Raw genomic sequence first — 23,053 nt, 5'->3', positions numbered from 1 at the left:
GGTTATGGTTCAAGTAAGGCTTTCATAGTATAACTTAGGAGGTTCGCACAGTTGCAGAACGACATTCAGGAAGTATTGATCAGTGAAGAAGAAATTCAGAGTAAGGTTAAGGAATTAGGCGCAACACTTAGTGCCGATTATGCTAACCGGAACCCTTTGGTCATTTGCGTGCTCAAAGGTGCGTTTATATTTATGGCTGATTTGGTTAAAAACATAACGGTACCGGTTGAGATGGATTTTATGGCCGTATCCAGTTATGGTGCGTCGACCAAGTCATCCGGTGTTGTCAAAATCATCAAGGATCTGGATGTATCCGTTGAAGGACGTGAAGTTCTGATTGTCGAAGATATTATCGACAGTGGACTTACGCTCAGCTATTTAATTGAACTTTTGGAAAACCGCGGTGCTGAAACTGTCCGTGTGGTTACACTGTTCGATAAACCATCCGGCCGCAAAGTGGAACTGGAAGCTCATTACACTGGCTTTGATATCCCTGATGCCTTCATCGTGGGATACGGTTTGGATTATGCCGAGCACTATCGGAATCTGCCTTATATCGGGATTTTGAAACCAGAAATCTACACAAGCTAATATCCTGTAAGGCCCAAGCCTTGAGCTGTTCTTGGCTTCTATTGAGAAGCCATGTCGGGCTATGTTAAAATAATTAAAGTGTCTCGAGAGGAGGTAGGGGATGAATCGGTTCATCCGGAATTCTGGTTTTTATTTGATTCTTTTTTTAGTTGTGGTGGGTTTAGTTAGATTTATCACAGATGGAAACGATGTTATAGAAAACCCTAGATATGATCAGTTTCGTGCTGAGGTTAAAGCCAATAATATCGCCGAAGTGACTGTTCAATTCAACGGTCAGACATATCTCGTGACCGGCCGATACAAACAAGCACCTGATGGGGCCAAATCAGAAAATTTCTCAACGTATATTCCTCCTACGGATGAGGCAATTAACGAACTTGTAGCTGCAAGTGAAGCTAACAAATTTGAATATCATCAGGAACCAATGAAAGGTGACAGCATCTGGTTGACGTTGCTGACTTCCTTTATTCCTTTGATCATTATGTTCCTGCTGTTCTTCTTCCTGTTTAATCAGGCTCAAGGCGGCGGCGGTAAAGTAATGAACTTTGGTAAAAGTCGTGCTCGCCTCTACAATGAAGAGAAGAAGCGCGTTACTTTTGAAGATGTGGCGGGTGCAGACGAGGAGAAACAAGAGCTTGTTGAAGTCGTAGACTTCCTCAAGGACCCTCGGAAGTTCGCAGCCGTTGGGGCACGTATTCCGAAGGGGGTATTGCTCGTAGGTCCTCCAGGTACAGGTAAGACATTGCTCGCTCGTGCTGTAGCTGGTGAAGCAGGGGTACCTTTCTTCAGCATTTCCGGTTCTGACTTCGTCGAAATGTTTGTCGGTGTCGGTGCATCACGTGTCCGTGACTTGTTCGAAAATGCAAAGAAAAATGCACCTTGTATCATCTTTATTGATGAGATTGATGCAGTGGGACGTCAGCGTGGTGCTGGTCTTGGCGGCGGACACGATGAACGTGAACAAACCCTTAACCAATTGCTCGTTGAGATGGACGGATTCGGTGCAAACGAAGGTATTATCATCGTTGCTGCAACGAACCGTGCAGACATTCTGGACCCTGCATTGTTGCGTCCAGGCCGTTTTGACCGTCAAATCACAGTGGATCGTCCAGACGTTAAAGGCCGTGAAGCTGTTCTGAAAGTACACTCCCGTAACAAACCACTCACGAAAGATGTGAAACTGGACATTATTGCGAAGCGTACAACAGGTTTCTCGGGTGCAGATCTGGAGAACTTGCTGAATGAAGCGGCATTGCTCGCAGCACGCCGTAACAGAAAAGATATTTCCATGCGTGAAGTGGATGAGGCGATTGACCGTGTCATCGTTGGTACGGAGAAGAAAAGCCGTGTCATCAGTGATCGAGAGAAACGCATCGTTGCTTATCACGAAGCAGGCCATACCATTGTAGGATACTTCCTGGAACATGCTGATATGGTACATAAAGTGACCATCATTCCGCGCGGACGTGCGGGTGGATATGTAATCATGTTGCCAAAAGAAGACCGCATGCTCGTTACCAAACAGGAGTTGCTGGATAAGGTAACTGGACTTCTCGGGGGTCGCGTGGCGGAAGAACTATTTATCGGTGAGATCGGTACCGGTGCGTATAGTGACTTCCAGCAAGCGACAGGTATCGTGCGCAGCATGGTTATGGAATACGGTATGAGTGAGAAACTGGGTCCAATGCAATTCGGAAGTTCACAAGGACAGGTATTCCTTGGACGGGATATCGGTCATGAACAGAATTACTCGGATTCCATTGCATATGAGATCGACCAAGAGATGCAGCGTTTTATTAACGACTGTTATGAGAAGTGTAAAGCTCTCCTTACAAAACATACGAGAGAGATGCATCTGATCGCAGAAACACTGCTTGAAGTGGAGACACTGGAAATGGATCAGATCAAGCAATTGATCGAAACAGGTTCCCTGACACCAAAAGCAGACGAAGACAATTCGGGAGAAGGTACGCCAAATGAAGGCGGCGAGCCAATCGTGGATAACATCGGCGATGTTCGCGTACGCATTCAGGGTAAAGATGAAACGTCTGAGCCACCGGCTGGAGATATTCCAAACGAAGCTCCTGACTTGGATAAAGGGAACAACGATCCTAATGATGGCGGTACAAAGCCGACATCTTAATATGTCAGGTCCCTGGTCATGTTATCGGAAAGAAAAGAGAGCCCATGCGGCTCTCTTTTTTTGTAGTTTTTATTCATGTGGAGAAGAAACAGATAATCAAGAGCTAAATGGCGAACCAGATAGCATAAGGGGGATAGAGCAGTATATCCTGCCTTTTTTCATTTATTGACAGAGTCGTGAACGTTGTGTACATTAGTTGTTAAACCGCTTGTGATTCGTTTCACCAGCGAACATTATGACATAGGTTAGCCCATGAAACAGTGCTTGGCGCTGTCCCGATAAGGAGAGGATCACAGGTGGAAGCTCTGGCTTTAGAGCGCAAGGCTGAGATGAATCGTGAGCTGCGTGAGCGGCTGATGGAACTCAAGAAGGAACGTAATGCCATTATTCTTGCTCATTATTATCAACGTGATGAAGTACAGGAAGTCGCAGATTTCCGTGGAGATTCTTTCCTGCTGGCCCAAAAGGCGGCACAGACAGATGCGGATGTTATTGTATTCTGTGGTGTTCATTTTATGGGTGAAAGCGCTAAAATTCTGGCTCCTAGCAAAACCGTTTTGATCCCTGATGAACGTGCGGGCTGCCCAATGGCAGATATGGTGAACGTGGATGGATTACGTAAGCTGAAGGCAAAGCATCCGAACGCCAAGGTAGTCACCTATATTAATTCCTCGGCTGAGATCAAAGCAGAAACAGATATTTGCTGTACATCAGCGAATGCTGTTCGTGTAATCCAGTCCGTAGATTCAGAGGAAATCATCTGGGTACCGGACAAAAACCTAGGACATTATGTGCAGCAGCACACCGACAAAAAGATGATCATCTGGGAAGGTTACTGCAATACACACGATATGCTCACGGTAAAAGATGTTGTTGAGATGAAGGCTAAGTATCCAAATGCTGAGTTTGTGGTGCACCCGGAATGTCGCCCTGAAGTTGTAGAGATGGGTGACTTTGTAGGCAGTACAACAGCGATCTTGGAATATTGCAAGAAATCCTCCACTAAGGAATTCATTGTCGGCACGGAGGATGGCACAGGATATCAGCTTCGCCTTGACAGTCCGGATAAACAGTTCCATTTTGCAACCAAGTTTCTGGTATGTCCAAACATGAAGGTCAACAACCTGAAGAAGCTGGTTAAATGTCTGGAAACGATGAAACCGCAGATTTATGTTCCACCGGCTGTTGCTGATAAAGCCAGAGAATCACTAGAGCGCATGTTACTGGTGAAGTAACATGCGTTACTCTTGCTCCGAGACAGGTGAATAAGATGATACCGCAATATATATATAATTTTGACCTCTCTGCGCTGCCGATGGTGGAGACCGATGTGCTGGTGATCGGTTCAGGCATTGCTGGCCTGTTTACCGCAATTAAGGCTAGCGAACAGCATCTTGTACTGATGATTACGAAGAAGTCTTTACTTGAGAGTAACACCAGATATGCGCAGGGCGGGATTGCGGCTGTTATTGCTGAGGATGATTCTCCTGCGTACCACTTGCAAGATACTCTTGTTGCAGGAGCAGGTTTATGCCGATCCGAAGCAGTTGAAGTATTGGTGAATGAGGGCCCGGACGGTGTCAGAGAACTGATTCGTCTGGGGACATTGTTTGATCTGGAGAACGGCGAGTTGGCGTTGACGCAGGAAGGTGCGCACAGCCACCGCCGTATTTTACATGCCAATGGGGATGCAACTGGATATGAGATCGTAAGAGCGCTCGCTGTTGAGGTTCACGAGCATCCGGGCATTGACGTTTGGGATGAGCACTTTGTGGTGGATTTGATTACGGATCGAGGAGAATGTATCGGCGCTCTGATTCTGAAAGAAGACGGATCAAAGGTGTTTGTCAAAGCAAAAGCAACAGTGCTTTGCTCAGGCGGGGCAGGACAGTTGTACCGCTATACGACGAATCCGGATGTAGCTACAGCTGATGGGGTAGCTATGGCATACCGTGCGGGGGCTATAGTTCGTGATATGGAATTTATCCAGTTCCACCCGACATCCTTATGTTACCCGGGAGCTCCACGCTTCCTGGTGTCTGAAGCAGTACGCGGGGAAGGTGCTTACCTTCGCAACGTGAAGGGTGAGCGATTCATGGAGAAATATCATCCCCAGCTTGAACTGGCGCCTCGTGATATTGTAGCTAGAGCAATCGTCAGCGAGATGGAACTGACAAACAGTATCTTTGTTTACCTCGACATTACCCATGAGCGACCGGAGATGGTGAAACATCGTTTTCCTACCATTTACGAAACTTGCATGCGATACGGTCTCGACATGACTACAGATTGGATTCCAGTTGCACCTGCGGCACATTATATGATGGGCGGAGTAAAGACGGATTTGAGTGGTGAGAGCAGTATCCCCCGTTTATTTGCCTGTGGTGAGGTATCCTCTACCGGAGTGCACGGAGCCAATCGACTAGCGAGCAATTCCTTATCTGAAGCGATTGTATTTGGCCGCAGAATCGTGGATCGTATCCATTCGTTACCGGCACTCGAAGGTTCACTTGGAAGAGATGTGAAATCTCTGGGTAAGGAAAGTAAGAATACTAACCGTGCAAAAGAACAACAACATTCCAAGCCGGTATCCGAAAGACGTTTACGTCTGCAAAAGATGATGGTTCGTCAAGTGGGACTGCGAAGAAATGGAACCAGTCTAAGGCAGGCTATAGATAAATTGCAACAGGAGTTATCTTTTTTTGATCAGAAGCTTACACAAAGGGAAGAACTGGAGTATGCCAATCTTTTGACTTGTGCATGGCTCGTAACCAGCGGAGCGCTGCACCGTGAGGAAAGTCGTGGAGCACACTACCGTGAGGACTTCCCGGCAAGGGACGATAAAATATGGCAGAAGCATAGTCTGCAGCAGCGAGAACAAGCGATTGTGGAGGAATGGATGTCATGATACTGAACGGATACAATGAGGAACTTATTGAGACGATTAAAGGCTGGCTACGTGAAGATGTAGGTGCAGGGGATGTCACAACGAATGTGACCATTCCGGCAAACAGCCAATCTAAGGCAGTGATTCATGCCAAAGATCATGGGGTCATTGCAGGCATGACGGTTGCTGAGCTTGTTTTTCAAGTCGTAGATCCAGAGCTTCGTTATACGGCAAAAGTTAATGACGGTGATGCAGTTACTCCTGGCACCATACTGGCTGAAGTGGAAGGGAGTACACATTCGCTTCTGACAGGGGAACGGCTCGCACTTAATCTGTTACAGCGCATGTCGGGTGTTGCTACCCGAACACGTTCCTACGTGGATGCCCTTGAAGGATTGAAGACCAGACTTGTCGATACACGCAAAACAACACCAGGTCATCGCTTGCTAGAAAAGTATGCTGTACGTGTAGGTGGTGGAGCCAATCATCGGTTTGGACTGTATGATGCCGTTATGATCAAAGACAATCATATTAAAGGTGCAGGCAGTATTACCGAGGCTGTTCAGCGAGCACGGGCAGTTATTCCGCATACGATGACGATTGAAGTTGAAACGGAAAATATAACTCAGGTACAGGAAGCCTTGCAAGCTGGAGCAGATATCATTATGCTGGATAACATGCGACCTGATCGGATGCGAGAAGCAGTCGCCCTGATCCGTGAGCAGGCTCCGCATGTGAAGGTAGAAGCATCCGGTAATGTATCGCTTGAAACGATTCGCGGAATTGCGGAAACGGGTGTGGATGTAATTTCGGTTGGCAGGTTAACCTATTCTTTTGAGAGCTTGGATATCAGCCTGGATTTAAACGAAAAGAAAGAGGGGTGAACCTCTTTGATTCTAGTCGTAGACGTGGGCAATAGTAACATCGTACTTGGGGTATACCAGGGCCGTGAACTATTGCATCATTTTCGTCTGAGCACATCTCGTCAGTCCACAGTGGATGAATACGGCGTATTGATTTATAATTTATTTCATATGTCCGGTATCTCTGTTCGCGACATCGAGGGTGTCATAATTTCATCTGTGGTTCCACCACTGGTGAGTGTCATCGAAACGATGTGTGTGAAATATGTGGGCAAAAAACCATTGCTGGTTGGGCCTGGTATCAAAACTGGCCTGAATCTACGATATGAGAATCCGCGCGAAGTAGGGGCGGATCGGATCGTAAATGCCGTGGCGGCCGTGGAAAAATACGGCGGCCCCCTTGTGGTCGTTGATTTTGGTACAGCCACGACGTTCGACTGTATTGATGAGAAGGGCCATTACCTGGGCGGTGCGATTGTACCCGGTATTCACATTGCTACCGAAGCTCTTTATGAGCGGGCGGCGAAACTACCCCGAATTGAGCTGGAGAAGCCGAAGAAGGTTATTGGACGCAATACCGTGCATGCCATGCAGGCAGGTATCATCTATGGTTATGCCGGCCAAGTGGACGGCATCGTTGAACGAATCCGTGAAGAGATGAAGGCTGAGCCTATGGTCATTGCCACAGGAGGTCTCGCTACGCTGATTGCAGAAGAAACCCGTAGCATTGAGAAAGTTGATCCACTGCTTACGCTTGAGGGGCTACGTGTCATCTATGAGCGGAATCGGGAAAGGTAGACATATAAAGGGCGGCATACAGCAGGCTGGGATTACAGCTTAAATGTTGAGCCGTTTTTTTCTGTTAGGATATTAAAATGACACGCCAAAGGAGGCTGAATGACTTGGAAAACAACAACAAACAAGACCGGTTGATTCGTGGTACAGCAATGAATGGAAAGGTAAGAGCGTTTGCCGTTCAGACCACAGACCTGGTAGAAGAACTGCGCAGAAGACATGATACGTTTCCCACGGCTACAGCAGCTATGGGGCGTACAGTAACAACAGCTGCCATTATGGGTGCGATGCTTAAAGGTGATGAAAAACTAACCATACAAGTGAACGGAGATGGCCCAATCGGTCAGATCGTAGCTGATGCCAACGCCAAAGGCGAGGTGCGCGGTTATGTTTCCAATCCGCATGTGCACTTGCCGAGCAATCGTTTTGGCAAATTGGATGTAGCGGGAGCAGTAGGAACAGAAGGTTTCATTAATATCACGAAGGATCTAGGAATGAAAGACCCATACCGTGGCAGTATTCCGATTATCTCGGGCGAACTGGGCGAGGACTTTACGTATTATTTTGCACAGTCGGAACAGACGCCTTCGGCGGTTGGAGTGGGCGTACTCGTCGATACGGATAACTCGGTTATCGTTTCGGGCGGATTTATTATTCAGCTTCTCCCAGGCCTCACTGATCCCGAGATTACAGAAATCGAGAATGCTATTGGTGCCTTGCCTCCGGTGACAACCTTGTTGAACGAAGGACTCGAGCTAGAGGAATTGTTACGCCGTCTCTTGCCCGATGTGCAGGTCATGGGTGAACTGGATATTCGTTTTAGCTGCAGTTGTTCTCGTGAACGTCTGGAACAAACCTTAATCAGTCTTGGTCAGTCCGAGTTGGAGCAATTAATTGAAGAAGAGGGACAGGCCGAAGTAGTCTGCCAATTCTGTAATGAAGCTTATGATTTTAACAAAGAGCAGCTAGAGGCCATCCTAGAACAAGCTAAGAATTGATCGATGCGGGGACGGGATGAGGTATGACCAGACAGGAAAAAGGATTATGGACAGCCGTTGTGATTCTGACACTTGGTGTGCTCGTGATGGGTACAGTTATGGCGATGCAGGTACTTCATCAGGGAAAAGAAGACGCAGAGAAACCTCTTGATGCCAATAAGGAAGAGGGAAGTACGGTTGCAACGATTAACGGTGAAGTGATCACAGATAAAGATTGGACGGATGCATTAAAACGACGTTATGGTAGTGAAATCCTGCTACAGATGCTGAATCGGAAAGCGGTATTTGCTGAGGCCCTTCAACGCAATTTGGTGGTTACTCCCAAAGAGATCGCAAGAGAAATGGCTGAGGCGATGGATGGGTATGATTCAGAGAAGTCATATTATGATGCGATGAAATCACAACTCGGTCTGTCGAAGCAGGATCTCGAATTAGAGGCAGGTTACCGTCTACTGCTCGAAAAGATTGCTACCGCAGGTATACAGGTAAAAGATGACGATATTCAACAATACTGGGTAGAGCATCGAGAAGACTATATAACCCCTGAGAAATATGATCTGTCCATTATTGTGGTGAAAGAAAAGTCTGATTCAGAGGCTATGTTGACGGAGCTTCGGAACGGGAAAGATTTCGAAGAAATGGCTCGCTCCGAATCAGAGGATAGTTACTCCCGAGATGCGGGAGGTAAGCTAGGGTGGATCGATCAGAACGACCCGTTCCAACCTAAATCCATTTTGCAACGGGCAGCCAATATGAAAATCGGTGATATTGCTGGTCCGGTAAAGGTTGAGAATGGTTATGCAATCATCAAGCTGAATGACAAAGCGGAACGCCAGGAGCAGTCAGCAAAGGAAGTACATGAAGAGATTCGTATGGAGCTGGCATTAAGTCAGGCTGATCCACTTCCACAGGTAGAGCAGATGCTGCGCGATAAATACGAGGCTGTGATCATCTCCGAAATTCCTGCCTCCTGAAACGATAAATGATAACTATCCTGTCTTATAGAACTTGCATCTTGATAAAAATACTTTGTCTACGGTCTAAGGACCCAAGGCAAAGTATTTTTTTGAGTACTCATATTGACAATGACGTGTAACGTTGATAAGATGAAAATAATCAAATACCTACTCGTTTACTCGGATATAAATGGATCAAGACATGACATGCAAGAAATTAGATGTTTTCAATGTGATAAAGATACTTTCGGAAAACTCGGCGCTACCTACACCTGTATGCGTGGTTCTTTATGCAGAAAGGAACGGATAATCACCGGATTTCCGCAGTTCTTCATAAACATCCAGAGGCTTATCGGCACAGATCGCATAATGTTACAGGAAACTATATAAGTTGAACGTTTTTTCACACAATAACGGAGAGGACAGAAAAAACCTGAAGAAGCGAAGCTAAAAGCTTTCTGCAAGAAAGCTGCATCGGAAGCATAGGCTTCGCCTTTATCACCGGATTTCCCCCTTTTTTAAAGGGAATCAAAAAATCTGGGGATAACAGCGATTGGAAGGTTATTCTGTCATTGGAGCGTAAGGTGTAAAATCTTTAGTTTAACTTATATAAGTATTATTCATCCCACTAAGGAGGGCATTCATATGGCTAAAGTAGTTAATAACGTAACTGAACTCATCGGAGGTACTCCGCTTGTCCGTTTGAACAATATTGTACCTGAAGGCAGTGCTGAAATATTTGTGAAGCTGGAATACCAGAACCCAGGATCAAGTGTTAAAGATCGGATCGCAATTAGCATTGTTGAAGAAGCGGAAAAAGAAGGAAAGCTGAAACCGGGTGGTACGATCATTGAAGCAACAAGCGGTAACACGGGGATCGGCCTCGCGATGGTTGCTGCTGCTAAAGGCTACAAGGCTGTTATTGTAATGCCTGAGACGATGAGCTTGGAGCGTCGTAACCTGCTTCGTGCTTATGGTGCTGAGCTTGTACTTACACCTGGAGCAGAAGGAATGAATGGTGCAGTCAAAAAAGCCGAAGAATTGTTGAAAGAAAATCCATCCTACTTCATGGCGGAGCAGTTCAAAAACAAAGCAAATGTGAAGATACACCGTGAAACGACAGGGCCTGAAATCGTTGAAGCGATTCAGTCTGTTGGTGGTACACTTGATGCATTTGTTGCGGGTATTGGTACTGGTGGAACAATTACAGGTACGGGTGAAGTGTTGAAAGAAGCATTTCCTGGGATCAAAATTGTGGCCGTAGAGCCGGCAGCATCACCAATTCTGGCTGGCGGTAAACCTGGTCCTCACAAAATTCAGGGAATTGGAGCAAACTTTATTCCTGAAATTTTGGATCAAGAAGTATATGACGAAATCATTCACATCGAGAATGATGATGCATTTGAAACGGCTCGTGCTGTTGCGAAAGAAGAGGGTATTCTATCCGGTATTTCATCCGGTGCGGCGATTCGCGCTGGACTTCAAGTAGCGAAACAATTGGGTGCAGGTAAACGCGTTGTCGTTATTGTGCCAAGTAATGGCGAACGTTATCTGAGCACACCGCTTTACAATTTCGAAGGGTAATTTAGGCACAGAACTTATCTTTTACCGGATAAGCTTGATGTTTCTGAACAGTTTATATCAATCCTTCCTGCCCTGACGGGTAGGGAGGATTTTTTGCGTAATGCTTTTAAAAGCAACGGCGCTTTAGTATACTATCAAACAATAAGAACTATATAAGTTGAACACTTGTTTGCACAGCTTATTCTGCCATTGGGGTGACTGTGTGACTTACATAGCCAACTTATATAGTGACACACGAAAGGGCGGCGGGCCGCAGTGACACACCTGATGACAACATACGCCGACTGGGAAGTATGGGCTGGACAAGGCTGGACAATGTTACCATATATAACGAAGTCGGACGAGGGACCGTATCATGGCGGTTTACCGCTAACGTGGGAGGCAGCATGGCAACAAGCATCTCCTAATGCAATTGTGCTGGAGAATGGAAAAGGCGGAAGGTATACATTCCTCGGCTTAAATCCGGTATCTATCGTTTCCGGCAAAGGGCAGGAAGCTACAATTCATGACTTGTTTCAAGGAACAAGTAGAACAGATCAGGGCAAACCGCTGGATGTGTTAAAACGGTGGATGTCACCCTACCGAGCACCCAAGGTTGACGGATCACCAGATTTTGCAGGCGGTTGCGCTGGATACCTCAGCTACGATGTAGCCAGATCACTGGAGAAACTGCCAACGATTGCTGAGGATAATCCTGCACTTCCAGATTACTGGTGGATGCGCTTTGAGGAAATATGGGCATACGACCATGAGCAGCAGGCACTTTTCTGTATGGTGCATGTGGAAGTGAGTGCTGAGAAGCAGGAGCAGACCGATCTGCAGCGTCTCTATGCTGCGGCTGGGAAACGTGCTGTAGCCATGCAGCAGCGCTGGCTTCATATTATGGGTTTCGCTCAGGCAGAAGAGCAACAGCAAGCGTTGGAACTCCGCCACAGGCAGGTTCATCTTGCCCTCCGAAGAGAAGAATCCGAGCGCGAAACAGAGGGATGGCATACGTCCTTTCCGCAAGAGGATTTTGAAAAAGCTGTTCTTCAGGTACAAGAATATATCAGGCAGGGCGATGTATTTCAGGTTAATCTGTCCCTTAGGCATGAAAAGCAGCTCCAATCCAGTAGCGAGCATATCTATGAATGGCTACGTGTTGTAAACCCCTCACCCTATATGGGGATGCTTCGCAGTCCCGAATTCCAACTGGTCAGTGGATCGCCAGAATTGCTAGTCAAAGTGGAGAACGGCAAAGTCAGTGCGCGGCCCATCGCTGGAACAAGAAGAAGAGGACGAGATGAAGCAGAGGATCAGGCGATGGCGGATGAGTTGCTTGGCAGTGAGAAGGAGCGGGCCGAGCATATTATGCTCGTTGATCTGGAGCGCAATGATATCGGGCGAATTGCTGCGTATGGATCAGTTCATGTGCCTGAATTAATGACGATCGAGAAATATTCGCATGTTATGCACTTGGTTTCACAGGTGGAAGGCAGGCTGGCCGAAGGATTAACTGTGTTTGATGTCATTGCTGCAACGTTTCCTGGTGGAACGATAACGGGTGCTCCAAAAGTACGCACGATGGAGATTATCGAAGAGCTTGAGCCGGTTCGACGTGGGCCATATACAGGGTCTATTGGATGGATAGACTACAGTGGCAATATGGAGCTGAATATCGTCATACGCACTCTTGCCATTAAGGATGGAACGGGTTATGTGCAGGCTGGTGCAGGTATTGTCATTGATTCTGATCCATATCGCGAGTACAAGGAGTGTTCCAACAAGGCCCGAGCAATGATGAGAGCTGTGAACTATAGTGAACGAGCGGAGGCTGACACAGCGCAGGCATCGGCAGGAGTAACCAAAACGAGAGCAGGAAATACCCGAAGAGAACGGAATGAAGCAGTTAAACTTAATAAGTTAAAATAAAAACAAGGCATCCGCCGTAATCTGCGGTGGAATATGAGGAGGAGCAGACCTATGATTCTGGTTATCGACAATTACGATTCCTTCACCTACAACCTGGTTCAATATCTGGGTGAATTGGGGGAAACGGTGGAAGTTCGCCGCAATGACGAGATTGATCTGGCAGGTATTGAAGCACTGGCACCGGATCATATTCTGATCTCTCCAGGTCCATGCACACCGAATGAAGCGGGGATCAGCTTGGCGGTTATCGATCATTTCAAAGGAAGCATTCCCATCTTTGGCGTTTGTCTTGGACATCAGGCGATTGGGCAGGCGTTTGGAGGCAATGTCATTCGAGCGGATCGGATGATGCATGGTAAAACATCGGAGATGCATCACCAGGGTACTTCGGTGTTTACGGGGTTACCTTCTCCGTTTACAGCAACTCGTTATCATTCCTTGATCGTGGAACGCAGCAGCCTGCCGGATTGTCTGGAGATTACAGCGGAAACAGCTGAGGGAGAGATTATGGGCCTGCGTCACAAAACATATGCGATTGAAGGGGTACAGTTCCACCCGGAATCCATCATTACAGATCATGGCCATCAGATGCTTCGCAATTTCCTATCACAACAAAAAGCGAACGTATAACATGCAATATGCCGCGATTAACGGAGAACTGGTTCAACTGGCGTCAGCCGTGGTTCCTGTAACGGATCACGGCTTTTTGTACGGACTTGGGCTGTTTGAGACCTTTCGAACATACCAAGGCGTACCCTTCCTTCTGGAAAGGCATCTGGAGCGCATGGCTTCAGGCTGTGAAGAGTTGGGCATTCCTTTCACAGTGACAGCAGAGGAAGTCAAAGGCTGGATATCCCGTCTGATGCAGGGAAATGAACTTAAGGATGCGTACGTACGTTATACAGTATCTGCTGGTGAAGCGCCGCTTGGACTACCTTCGGGGGATTATACAGACCCCAAACATATCGTACTGGCAAAATCACTACCCGAACCATCTTCTATTCTGTATGAGAGGGGTAAAATGCTGCAACGTCTGTCCACACCGCGCAATACACCGGAAAGCCAGATCAGGTTTAAGTCGCTTCACTACATGAACAGTATCTTGGCGAAACGTGAATTAAACGGTTATGGCGAGCAAGACCAGCGAATATGGAGCGCAGAAGGATTACAGCTTACACGCGACGATTATGTTGCGGAGGGTATTGTCAGCAATGTATTTTGGGTGCGAGAGCAAGTCCTCTACACCCCGTCGCTATCTACAGGCATTCTTCCAGGTATCACTAGAGCGGTGGTCATGGAGATTGCCGCAGATCAAGGCATTGCTTGCATAGAAGTGCAGTCACCATGGGAGGATCTGCAACAAGCAGATGAAATTTTTCTGACGGGTTCCGTGGCTGAACTCGTGCCGGTGACGACGTTGCGGGATCTGAGCGGCACAGAAACAACGATCAGTAATGGACGGATTGGTCCGGTAACCGCAGTGCTACTGCGTATGTACCGGGAGAAAGCGGGGTATACTTCATGACACTTACACCAGTCATCTATGAACGGAAATACGAATGGGGACCAGCTTCAATTACGCTGGGATCTCGGACACAGATTATGGGCATTTTGAACGTTACGCCAGATTCGTTCTCGGATGGCGGGCGCTACATTAATGTGGAGCGAGCAGTAGCCCATGCGAAACAAATGATGGAGGACGGTGCGGATTTAATTGATATCGGCGGAGAATCCACCCGTCCGGGATCAGAGGTGGTCAGTGCAGATGAGGAACTTCACCGAATTATACCAGTGATCGAAGCCTTGCGTGCAGAGGCGCCGCATATTCCGATCTCTGTGGATACGTACAAGGCAGATGTTGCCCGTCAAGCCATTCAGGCAGGGGCCCATATTATCAATGATGTATGGGGGGCGAAGGCTGACCCGGAGATGGCGCGGACGGCAGCTGAACTGGGCTGTCCCATTATTCTGATGCATAACCGTCAGGCAAGGGACTACAACGATTACCTGCTTGATGTTGTACGTGATGTGCAGGACAGCGTTCAGCTTGTACTTGCAGCGGGTGTAGAGGAACATCAGATTATATTGGACCCAGGGATTGGTTTTGTGAAGGATCTCTCGGAGAACCTGAAGTTGATGTCTTCTCTCGGCCTGTTAAACGAGTTGGGTTATCCGGTGCTGCTTGCTACATCCCGCAAAAGATTCATCCAGCACACGCTGGATGTAGGTGCTAATGATACGCTGGAAGGCACGGCGGCAACGGTTGCATTTGGCATTGCCCAAGGCTGCCAGCTGGTACGGGTCCATGATGTGAAGCCGATTCGGCGGACGGTGGACATGTGTGATGCAATGTTATATCGTTCTCCCGGCTTACGGAGAAGATCATAATGGAGGGCCTTTTGCGGCCCATCCATGTTGGAGCGAAGCGTTTTAACATAGAAAAGCAAAGGGAGCTATAACGAGCATACATCTCTCTACTTACTACTTACATTGATATTTTAAAAGAAGGCAGGGGAACTGGATGGATAGAATGGTACTGCACCGCATGGAGTATTACGGGTATCACGGTGTGTTTGCAGAAGAACGAAAGCTGGGTCAGCGATATTACATTGATCTGGAGATCGATATGGATCTGGGTGAGGCTGGACGTAATGATGATCTGACCAAAACGATTAATTATGCAGAGATTCATGAACTGGTGAAACAGATCGTTGAAAATAAATCATTCCAGTTAATTGAAGCGTTGGGTGAACATATTGCATCTTCTTTACTAGACACTTATACTATTATCAATGCATTGACAGTCAAGGTGACGAAGCCTCATCCGCCATTTGATATTCATTTCGGAGGCGTAACGATAGAGCTTCGCCGCTCAAGAAAGTGAGAACCGATCATGATTGCACATTCGACCTCTGAATCCTCAGAGGCTTATATTGCTTTAGGGGCTAATTTGGGTAATCGGGAGCAGACGCTACTTGAAGCGTTAACGCTTCTGAATGAACACCCTCATATATCTGTGCTACGCTGTTCTGCACTGTATGAGACAGAGCCGGTAGGATATGTCGATCAGCCTGCGTTTTTGAATATGGCTGCTACGGTTAGTACAAGTCTGACACCGGAGCTTTTGCTCGCCGAATTGCTCAGTGTAGAGAATCAGCTTGGACGGGTTCGGGATATTCGTTGGGGCCCGCGTACGGTGGATTTGGACTTGCTCTGGATGCATGGAGAGACGCGAGATACTGAACTGCTTCAACTGCCGCATCCCCGTATGGGAGAGCGGGCTTTTGTACTGGTGCCGCTGTCGGACATCGTACCGCAGGACGAGGCATCAGGTCTGCATACCTTTGTACACGCATCGTTGTCTGTACTGGATGGAAAGGATGGAATACAGCGTTGGAAAACATGCAATTGGCCAACCGAATCCGGGCATTCCGGAAGCTGAAAGGGTTAACCCAGCATGAGCTTGCGGCCGAGACAGGTATATCTTTGGCTATTCTGGGAACGATCGAACGAGGAAATCGGAGAGTAACACCACAGGAACTAAGTAAGATTGCTGGTGTGCTCGCGATTAGTATCGAGGAATTACAAGGGAAGTAACGAGTGATGGACAAAGGAGAACACAGATAACAACTCCGAACAAGCACCAATAGGATAAATACGATGAACACGATGAACGCCAATGTACAACCAAAATGAAACCAACACAGCTCTGGAATATCGAATACGTCCGGGTTTGGAATGGATAAAGAGGTGAAACAGCAAACATGCTTAAGATTGGTAATATTGAAATGAAAAATCAGGTTGTGCTTGCACCCATGGCTGGTGTATGTAATCCGGCTTTTCGCTTGATCGCGAAAGAGTTTGGTACGGGCCTTGTCTGTGCCGAGATGGTGAGTGGTAAAGCCATTGTGCATGGCAACCAGCGGACACGCGAGATGTTATTTGTGGATGAACGTGAGAAACCGCTCAGTCTGCAGATTTGGGGAGGCGACCGGGAATCGCTTGTCGAGGCAGCTAGAATCGTGGATAAGGAAACGAACGCAGATATCATCGATATTAACATGGGTTGTCCTGTTCCGAAGGTAACCAAGTGTGATGCAGGTGCACGCTGGTTGCTGGACCCGAACAAGATCTATGAGATGGTATCGGCTGTTGTAGAAGCTGTTGAGAAACCAGTCACCGTTAAAATGCGGATCGGTTGGGACAACGAACACATCTATGTGGTAGAGAACGCTCTTGCGGTGGAACGAGCTGGCGGAAGTGCTGTCAGCGTGCATGGACGGACAAGAGAACAACTCTACACAGGTACAGCGGATTGGTCACATATCAAAAATGTCAAAGAAGCAGTCTCTATTCCTGTCATCGGTAATGGCGACGTATCTTCACCGGAAGATGCACGCCGTATGCTCGATGAGACCGGCTGTGACGGAGTAATGATTGGGCGCGCTGCTTTGGGTAATCCATGGATGTTATATCGCACAATTCAGTACCTGAGTTCAGGCCAGCTTCCCCCTGACCCGAATGCGGAGGAGAAAATCCGCGTAGCTGTTTTGCATATGGATCGACTAATTGCACTCAAAAATGAGACAGTCGCTGTACGCGAAATGCGTAAACATCTGGCTTGGTACTTGAAGGGATTAAAAGGATCGGCCCGGATTAAGGATGTTATTATGGAAGGAACCAAGCGAGACGAAATGGTGGGCATTCTGGAGAACTTTGTGGAGCAGTTGAAAATGGAAGGAAATCTGGAGTCTGAACCGGTAATTGCGGGTAATGCCTCTTAATTAAGAGGTGTGTTGTAAAACGTTTACAGCCGCAGGGGATGTAACATTGACTTTTCGAGATCGTTCACCTATAATTTCTCAGTATAAATTCGCCATGTGCGTTTACTAAGTATAGTGCATCAGGAGGAATATTCTATTTCTCTGGAGAACTTCATATAGTTTTGAAGATGTATGCGGGCGGAGTTCTGTCATCAGCACTGATTCCGTTGCCGTACAATCAAATTATTCCCATGACAGGAGAATCGGTTGAGATGAGCGACAAGGAAGTTATCCTTACACCAGAAGGACTCAAGAAGCTGGAAGAAGAACTGGAAACACTAAAATCAGTGAAGCGCCGCGAAGTGGCTGAACGGATCAAAGTAGCTATCGGCTATGGTGATATCAGCGAGAACTCCGAATACGAAGATGCGAAAAATGAGCAAGCTTTTATTGAAGGCCGTATCATTACACTCGAGAAGCTGTTGCGTAATGCACGAATTATCAACAGTGACGAAATCGATACCGATTCCGTAAGTGTGGGTGCAACCGTAACTGTAGAGGATTTGGAATTCGGCGATATCACAGAATATACGATTGTAGGTACAGCGGAATCCAATCCGCTTCAGAACAAGATTTCCAATGAAAGTCCTGTAGGTAAAGCAATTTTAGGCAAGAAGAAAGGCACAGTGGTTGATGTAAGTGTGCCTGCTGGCGTAATTCAATATAAAATTGTAGATATTAAAAAGCTGTAGTAACGAAGCAGTCATGCGCAGTAGACAAAAGCTTCCTTAGGGAAGCTTTTTTCAACATTACGGACAAGCGTCCAGACACAGGCTGCAATGTAAATAAGGAGATGAATACAGATCATGACGGATGAAGTCTTGAATCAGGAAACCGAACTTAGCGAGCTGTTACAGATTCGCCGCGACAAATTGGACGAGCTCCGCAACTTGGGAATCGACCCTTTTGGCCAAAAATACGTACGTACCGAAGAAGCCGGCTCCATTTTGAAGAAGTATGAAGAACTGACCAAGGAAGAGCTGGAAGAAAAGCACATCGAAGTCAGTATTGCCGGACGGATTATGGCGAAGCGGGGAATGGGTAAAGCAAGCTTTGCACATATTCAGGACCTGAGCGGCCGAATCCAGATCTATGTTCGTCAGGATAGCGTGCCAGAGGACAAGTTTACGGCATTCACTCTGCTTGATCTTGGAGATATCGTTGGGGTAACTGGCGTTGTTTTCAAAACTAAAACAGGTGAGACTTCCGTTAAAGTGAAAGACCTGGAAGTGTTGTCGAAATCCCTTTATCCACTTCCGGATAAATACCATGGTCTGACTGATGTTGAACTGCGTTATCGTCAGCGCTATGTAGACCTGATCATGAACCCTGATGTGCAGCAGACCTTCATTATGCGTTCCAAAATTATTCAATCCATGCGTCGTTATCTTGACTCCCATGGCTACCTTGAAGTGGAGACACCAACATTGCATGCGATCGCAGGTGGTGCGGCGGCTCGTCCGTTTATTACCCATCATAATGCGCTTGATATGGAGCTGTACATGCGGATTGCGATTGAACTTCACTTGAAACGTCTGATTGTCGGTGGTCTGGAAAAAGTATATGAGATTGGCCGCGTATACCGGAACGAAGGCATGTCTACACGTCACAATCCGGAATTTACCATGATTGAGTTGTATGAGGCATATGCGGATTACAAGGATATCATGGCTTTAACCGAAAACCTGGTTGCTCACATCGCACAGGAGGTATTGGGCACACAAGTAATCCAATACGGAGATCATGAAGTAAGTCTTAAGCCGCAATGGCGCCGCGTTACCATGGTGGATGCGGTTAAGGAAGTTGTCGGTGTAGACTTCTCCGTTCATATGACGGATGAAGAAGCGCACAGCTTGGCGAAACAGCATAATGTAAAAGTTGAACCGCATATGACATTTGGTCACATCCTGAACGCTTTCTTCGAAGAGTTTGTTGAGGAAACGCTGATTCAGCCAACGTTCATCATGGGACATCCGCTTGAAATCTCGCCACTGGCGAAGAAAAGCGATGCAGATCCTCGTTTCACGGATCGCTTCGAGTTGTTTATCGTTGGACGTGAGCATGCCAATGCCTTCACTGAGCTGAATGATCCAATTGATCAACGTCAGCGCTTCGAAGCACAGATGCTGGAGAAAGAGCATGGCAATGACGAGGCTCATGAGATGGATGACGACTTTATCCGTGCACTTGAATACGGAATGCCACCAACAGGTGGTCTGGGAATCGGTATCGATCGTCTGATCATGTTGCTGACCAATTCACCGTCTATCCGTGACGTACTGCTCTTCCCGCATATGCGTCCACGTACACAAGAGTAAATAAGGAACGTATCTTTCGTTCATAATAGAAGAGGAACCTGCCACCGTGCTTCAAACTGGGGCAAGTTCCTCTTTGGGTTTACATAGGTAACTCAGGCAGATAGGCTACGGGCCACAAGTTGCTCCCATTTTTATTTTGGTAAAAGAGGTGCCCTTCATGAAGTTCAGGCTTCACATCGCCAGGTTCATATCTCCCCCGTTAATATTGGTTGGCGGTTTCTTGCTGATTATTTCGATTGGTACCGTTTTGTTGATGTTGCCGTTTTCCAATCAGAGTGGTACACATCTCGCCTTTATTGATGCTTTATTTACAGCTACATCAGCGGCATGTGTAACTGGATTAGTTGTGGTGGATGTAGGAACAACTTTCAATCTGTTTGGTCAGATTGTCATCATGATCTTGATGCAGCTTGGCGGGCTCGGTTTCATGACCATGGCCACGTTGTTTGCACTTGTGCTGGGCAAACGCATATCTCTTAAAGACAGACTACTACTGAAAGAGGCTATTAATGCGGACAGCATGGAGGGGATTGTGCGGATTATCCGCAAGGTTCTGATCTTTTCGTTCACTATTGAAGGGGTAGCTGCGGTCATTCTGGCTTTGCGCTGGGCTACCGAGATGCCGTTTATGCAGGCTGTATACTACGGCATATTTCATTCCGTTTCCTTGTTTAACAATGGTGGATTTGATCTGTTTGGCAACAGTTTTCAATATTATACCGGAGACTGGATTTTTAACATCACTGCTTCGATTCTCGTGATATCTGGTGGACTCGGGTTTGTAGTGTTAAATGACCTGTTTGAATACCGTAAACGCCGCCGTTTATCCTTGCAATCGAAATTGGTGCTGTCAGTGTCCGGTGCGTTGATCGGTATAGGAGCAGTGGTGTTGTTTATTTTCGAATTCACCAACAGTCATACGCTGGGTCCACTGACCTGGAGCGAGAAGATCTACGCATCGTTCTTCCAGTCCGTCTCAACTCGTTCTTCCGGGACAAGTACAATTGATATTACGCAGATGCGACAAGCGACTCAATTCTTCTTCATCTTGCTCATGTTTATTGGCGCTTCTCCAGGTTCTACAGGTGGGGGAATCAAAACAACCACATTTCTGATCATGATTGGTGCAGTATATGCCATGATTCGGGGCAACAAGGACATTGTCTTTTTCCGGCAACGTGTACCTAAAGAGCTGCTTATGAGAGCATTGACGATTATTATGGTTTCCCTCAGTATTTTCATGATTGTGGTGATGCTGTTACTTACAACAGAAGATGCTCCATTCCTTTCCCTCATGTTTGAGGCTGCATCAGCTATTGGCACGGTAGGTTTATCAGTAGGGGTAACCCATGAGATGACCAATTGGGGCAAAATCATTATTACCTTCACCATGTTTGTTGGTCGGATCGGTCCGCTAACGATTGCGTATGCACTTCGTCCCCGTAAAGAGAAGAAATTGTATCGCCATCCGGAGGGCCGGATTATTATTGGATAAAACAAAAAAACGCAGGCATTCGATATCTACTCCCTATGTGGAAAGGGGTGACATTAAATGTTCTGCGTTTTTTACTTTGCACTCTCTGGGCATAGAGATGCCAGATGTAAGGTGAGGGTTTGATCCATAAGTTTGCTGCTCATCTGATCGGGTCGAAGCACCGCGTGGATCGCTAAACCATCAACGAGAGCATATAGCCTCTCGATCTCAAGTTCCTGATTTAGATCTGCTCTGAAGATATTCAGCTTCACCAGAGATGTAATAACGATCTCGACAGCTCGTCTAATATCATTATATACAGTGTCAGCCAGTTTTTTGAGTGCAGGATCTGTTTTGGATTTGGCAGTAAAAGCGTACCACACCTCCATTTCCGCCATTTTCTCATCCGTATTTGGTATGAATTCAAGCAGTAACTGTTTCATGTGTTCCATCGGAGGCCCGTCGAAAGACATGCTTTGAATCCGGGAAGTGACCCGTTCCGATACAAGATTCATTGCATATAAAAGAAGCTCCGATTGAGTGGAAAAATAGTGGCGCATGGATCCGACCGAGATTCCAGCTTCCTCAGCGATATTTCGAACAGAAGCTTGTTCCATACCATTTTTCCGGATAATACGCCAAGCGGCCTCGGCTACGAGCACGCGCTGTTTGTCATGATCTACGATTTTAGGCATGGCTTTATTATAACATCATTGCTTATTTTGGTACAAATGTGTTAAAATATTTATAATACAGTTGTACTATATAAAAAGGGGGGTAATTATGGTTGTTTATTTCATTGTTGCCTGTGAGATTGCATTTTGGATATTTGTTGCTGCAGGGCTAAGCGTTCGGTATATGCTTGGTATGAAGCGATTGGGATTGACTTTGTTGGCGGCCACACCGATTGTTGATATTTTGTTGCTCATAGCCACTGTAGTAGATCTCCAAGCCGGAGCAACAGCAAGTATGGTTCATGGCATAGCAGCTATCTATATTGGAGTAAGCATTGCTTTTGGACATCAGATGATTGCTTGGGCTGATCGTTACTTCCAATACTGGTTTAGAGGGGGGGAGAATCCTAGGCAGAGCAAGTTATATGGAAGAGAACATGCAAGGAACGAGCGTATAGGGTGGGCCAGACATCTTTTGGCTTGGAGTATAGGGAGTGCGCTTTTGTATATTATGATATGGTGGATTGGTGATCCGGCTCGAACAGAGGTGTTTTCAGGTCAGATCCGAGTATGGGCAATAGTGCTGGGTATTGACCTGTTGATAAGCATTAGCTATAGCTTGTGGCCGAGGAAAGCTCCTGTTAAAGATATAGGATAATTATCTAAAAATAAGGATTAACTTGTTATATAGGGTGAAGCACTGATATGCATATCTCCATAGAATTTATCCTCAATGGAGGAGAAGATCAACATTGTAATTAAAAATCAAAAAAACACTTGCATTCATCTTCTACACATGGTATATTCTAATTCCGGCCAAGAAAACACGGTTTACACGGTGCGGCAAGCAATGAATTAAGAAAGCTTCGAAAGAAACTTAAAAAAAAGAGCTTGCAAAGTTGGTTCGGAAGTGATATGATATAAAAGTTGCTGAGGCGAGAGAAAGTCAGCGGCGAAATAAGTTTGATCTTTGAAAACTGAACAACGAGTGAGTAACGATCTTGCTTTGCAAGATCGACGCTGGAAAAATTGGTAC

22 protein-coding genes are annotated in these 23,053 nt (G+C 46.6%); 21 read left to right on the top strand and 1 reads right to left on the bottom strand.

Going from position 1 to position 23,053, the window contains the following annotated elements:
* The first annotated feature begins 51 nt into the window (after positions 1-51).
* The 20 genes from hpt (at position 52) to EC604_RS26575 (ending at position 21,364) form a co-directional block, all read left to right on the top strand.
* Positions 52-591 (top strand): hypoxanthine phosphoribosyltransferase, encoded by a 540-nt coding sequence (gene hpt, locus EC604_RS26670; protein ID WP_123067048.1) that lies wholly within the window; start codon positions 52-54, stop codon positions 589-591.
* 100 nt (positions 592-691) lie between these two features.
* The gene (gene ftsH / locus EC604_RS26665; RefSeq protein ID WP_123067047.1) at positions 692-2,734 is read left to right on the top strand and encodes an ATP-dependent zinc metalloprotease FtsH; all 2,043 of its coding nucleotides are present in this window, start codon (positions 692-694) and stop codon (positions 2,732-2,734) included.
* 296 nt (positions 2,735-3,030) lie between these two features.
* Positions 3,031-3,969: a quinolinate synthase NadA gene (nadA, locus tag EC604_RS26660; protein WP_123067046.1), complete on the top strand. Its 939-nt coding sequence runs from the start codon at positions 3,031-3,033 to the stop codon at positions 3,967-3,969.
* Between the two features lie 35 nt (positions 3,970-4,004).
* Positions 4,005-5,642, top strand: a complete 1,638-nt coding sequence (gene nadB, locus EC604_RS26655; RefSeq protein ID WP_123067045.1) for an L-aspartate oxidase — start codon at positions 4,005-4,007, stop codon at positions 5,640-5,642.
* Entirely contained in the window at positions 5,639-6,505 is an 867-nt protein-coding gene (gene nadC, locus EC604_RS26650; RefSeq protein ID WP_123067044.1) for a carboxylating nicotinate-nucleotide diphosphorylase, read from the top strand. Before nadB ends, nadC begins: the two co-directional genes overlap by 4 nt.
* A 6-nt stretch (positions 6,506-6,511) precedes the next feature.
* Entirely contained in the window at positions 6,512-7,282 is a 771-nt protein-coding gene (locus tag EC604_RS26645) for a type III pantothenate kinase (protein ID WP_123067043.1), read from the top strand.
* A gap of 77 nt (positions 7,283-7,359) precedes the next feature.
* Positions 7,360-8,277, top strand: a complete 918-nt coding sequence (gene hslO, locus EC604_RS26640; protein ID WP_123067042.1) for an Hsp33 family molecular chaperone HslO — start codon at positions 7,360-7,362, stop codon at positions 8,275-8,277.
* Positions 8,278-8,300: 23 nt separating this feature from the next.
* Positions 8,301-9,251 (top strand): peptidylprolyl isomerase, encoded by a 951-nt coding sequence (locus EC604_RS26635; RefSeq protein WP_123067041.1) that lies wholly within the window; start codon positions 8,301-8,303, stop codon positions 9,249-9,251.
* Between the two features lie 627 nt (positions 9,252-9,878).
* Positions 9,879-10,817: a cysteine synthase A gene (cysK, locus tag EC604_RS26630; protein ID WP_123067040.1), complete on the top strand. Its 939-nt coding sequence runs from the start codon at positions 9,879-9,881 to the stop codon at positions 10,815-10,817.
* Between the two features lie 267 nt (positions 10,818-11,084).
* The gene (locus EC604_RS26625) at positions 11,085-12,728 is read left to right on the top strand and encodes an anthranilate synthase component I family protein (RefSeq protein ID WP_123067078.1); all 1,644 of its coding nucleotides are present in this window, start codon (positions 11,085-11,087) and stop codon (positions 12,726-12,728) included.
* 51 nt (positions 12,729-12,779) lie between these two features.
* On the top strand, positions 12,780-13,358 hold the full coding sequence (pabA, locus tag EC604_RS26620) for an aminodeoxychorismate/anthranilate synthase component II (protein ID WP_123067039.1): 579 nt from the start codon (positions 12,780-12,782) through the stop codon (positions 13,356-13,358).
* A 1-nt stretch (position 13,359) separates the two neighbouring features.
* Entirely contained in the window at positions 13,360-14,253 is an 894-nt protein-coding gene (locus tag EC604_RS26615; protein ID WP_123067038.1) for an aminotransferase class IV, read from the top strand.
* Positions 14,250-15,116, top strand: coding sequence for a dihydropteroate synthase (folP, locus tag EC604_RS26610; protein WP_123067037.1), 867 nt, complete (start codon positions 14,250-14,252; stop codon positions 15,114-15,116). The genes EC604_RS26615 and folP overlap by 4 nt, the downstream gene beginning before the upstream one ends.
* A gap of 133 nt (positions 15,117-15,249) precedes the next feature.
* Positions 15,250-15,612 (top strand): dihydroneopterin aldolase, encoded by a 363-nt coding sequence (gene folB / locus EC604_RS26605; protein ID WP_123067036.1) that lies wholly within the window; start codon positions 15,250-15,252, stop codon positions 15,610-15,612.
* Between the two features lie 9 nt (positions 15,613-15,621).
* Complete coding sequence (folK, locus tag EC604_RS26600; RefSeq protein WP_123067035.1) at positions 15,622-16,170, top strand: 2-amino-4-hydroxy-6-hydroxymethyldihydropteridine diphosphokinase; 549 nt, start codon at positions 15,622-15,624, stop codon at positions 16,168-16,170.
* Complete coding sequence (locus EC604_RS26595) at positions 16,131-16,325, top strand: helix-turn-helix domain-containing protein (protein WP_123067077.1); 195 nt, start codon at positions 16,131-16,133, stop codon at positions 16,323-16,325. The genes folK and EC604_RS26595 overlap by 40 nt, the downstream gene beginning before the upstream one ends.
* A 167-nt stretch (positions 16,326-16,492) precedes the next feature.
* Positions 16,493-17,512 carry a tRNA dihydrouridine synthase DusB gene (gene dusB, locus EC604_RS26590; RefSeq protein ID WP_090924641.1) on the top strand — a complete coding sequence of 340 codons (1,020 nt, stop codon included), beginning with the start codon at positions 16,493-16,495 and terminating at the stop codon, positions 17,510-17,512.
* 251 nt (positions 17,513-17,763) lie between these two features.
* On the top strand, positions 17,764-18,243 hold the full coding sequence (gene greA, locus EC604_RS26585) for a transcription elongation factor GreA (protein ID WP_090924651.1): 480 nt from the start codon (positions 17,764-17,766) through the stop codon (positions 18,241-18,243).
* A 114-nt stretch (positions 18,244-18,357) separates the two neighbouring features.
* Entirely contained in the window at positions 18,358-19,869 is a 1,512-nt protein-coding gene (lysS, locus tag EC604_RS26580; RefSeq protein WP_123067034.1) for a lysine--tRNA ligase, read from the top strand.
* Positions 19,870-20,026: 157 nt separating this feature from the next.
* Complete coding sequence (locus EC604_RS26575; protein ID WP_123067033.1) at positions 20,027-21,364, top strand: TrkH family potassium uptake protein; 1,338 nt, start codon at positions 20,027-20,029, stop codon at positions 21,362-21,364.
* Positions 21,365-21,435: 71 nt separating this feature from the next.
* On the opposite strand, the gene EC604_RS26570 is transcribed toward EC604_RS26575, so the two are convergent.
* A complete protein-coding gene (locus EC604_RS26570) occupies positions 21,436-22,038 on the bottom strand; it encodes a TetR/AcrR family transcriptional regulator (RefSeq protein WP_123067032.1) in 603 nt (200 codons plus the stop codon).
* An 88-nt stretch (positions 22,039-22,126) separates the two neighbouring features.
* Here EC604_RS26570 and EC604_RS26565 point away from each other — a divergent pair, with 88 nt between their 5' ends.
* The gene (locus tag EC604_RS26565; protein ID WP_123067031.1) at positions 22,127-22,675 is read left to right on the top strand and encodes a hypothetical protein; all 549 of its coding nucleotides are present in this window, start codon (positions 22,127-22,129) and stop codon (positions 22,673-22,675) included.
* Positions 22,676-23,053 lie beyond the last annotated feature (378 nt).

This window comes from Paenibacillus amylolyticus (assembly GCF_003719335.1).
GTDB classification, from domain to species: Bacteria; Bacillota; Bacilli; order Paenibacillales; family Paenibacillaceae; genus Paenibacillus; species Paenibacillus amylolyticus_D.
The sequence above is the reverse complement of the archived record's forward strand: the minus strand, read 5'-3'. Positions and strand labels throughout refer to the sequence as shown.

Excerpts from the sequence above, each read along its gene's own strand:
- EC604_RS26625 (WP_123067078.1), top strand. The coding sequence starts at position 11,085 with ATGACAACATACGCCGACTGGGAAGTATGGGCTGGACAAGGCTGGACA.
- folK (WP_123067035.1), top strand. The coding sequence starts at position 15,622 with ATGATTGCACATTCGACCTCTGAATCCTCAGAGGCTTATATTGCTTTA.
- lysS (WP_123067034.1), top strand. The coding sequence starts at position 18,358 with ATGACGGATGAAGTCTTGAATCAGGAAACCGAACTTAGCGAGCTGTTA.
- EC604_RS26615 (WP_123067038.1), top strand. The coding sequence starts at position 13,360 with ATGCAATATGCCGCGATTAACGGAGAACTGGTTCAACTGGCGTCAGCC.
- folB (WP_123067036.1), top strand. The coding sequence starts at position 15,250 with ATGGATAGAATGGTACTGCACCGCATGGAGTATTACGGGTATCACGGT.
- nadC (WP_123067044.1), top strand. The coding sequence starts at position 5,639 with ATGATACTGAACGGATACAATGAGGAACTTATTGAGACGATTAAAGGC.
- EC604_RS26570 (WP_123067032.1), bottom strand. The coding sequence starts at position 22,038 with ATGCCTAAAATCGTAGATCATGACAAACAGCGCGTGCTCGTAGCCGAG.
- dusB (WP_090924641.1), top strand. The coding sequence starts at position 16,493 with ATGCTTAAGATTGGTAATATTGAAATGAAAAATCAGGTTGTGCTTGCA.
- ftsH (WP_123067047.1), top strand. The coding sequence starts at position 692 with ATGAATCGGTTCATCCGGAATTCTGGTTTTTATTTGATTCTTTTTTTA.
- greA (WP_090924651.1), top strand. The coding sequence starts at position 17,764 with ATGAGCGACAAGGAAGTTATCCTTACACCAGAAGGACTCAAGAAGCTG.
- folP (WP_123067037.1), top strand. The coding sequence starts at position 14,250 with ATGACACTTACACCAGTCATCTATGAACGGAAATACGAATGGGGACCA.
- EC604_RS26595 (WP_123067077.1), top strand. The coding sequence starts at position 16,131 with ATGCAATTGGCCAACCGAATCCGGGCATTCCGGAAGCTGAAAGGGTTA.
- nadB (WP_123067045.1), top strand. The coding sequence starts at position 4,005 with ATGATACCGCAATATATATATAATTTTGACCTCTCTGCGCTGCCGATG.
- hslO (WP_123067042.1), top strand. The coding sequence starts at position 7,360 with ATGACACGCCAAAGGAGGCTGAATGACTTGGAAAACAACAACAAACAA.
- EC604_RS26565 (WP_123067031.1), top strand. The coding sequence starts at position 22,127 with ATGGTTGTTTATTTCATTGTTGCCTGTGAGATTGCATTTTGGATATTT.
- pabA (WP_123067039.1), top strand. The coding sequence starts at position 12,780 with ATGATTCTGGTTATCGACAATTACGATTCCTTCACCTACAACCTGGTT.
- cysK (WP_123067040.1), top strand. The coding sequence starts at position 9,879 with ATGGCTAAAGTAGTTAATAACGTAACTGAACTCATCGGAGGTACTCCG.
- EC604_RS26575 (WP_123067033.1), top strand. The coding sequence starts at position 20,027 with ATGAAGTTCAGGCTTCACATCGCCAGGTTCATATCTCCCCCGTTAATA.
- EC604_RS26635 (WP_123067041.1), top strand. The coding sequence starts at position 8,301 with ATGACCAGACAGGAAAAAGGATTATGGACAGCCGTTGTGATTCTGACA.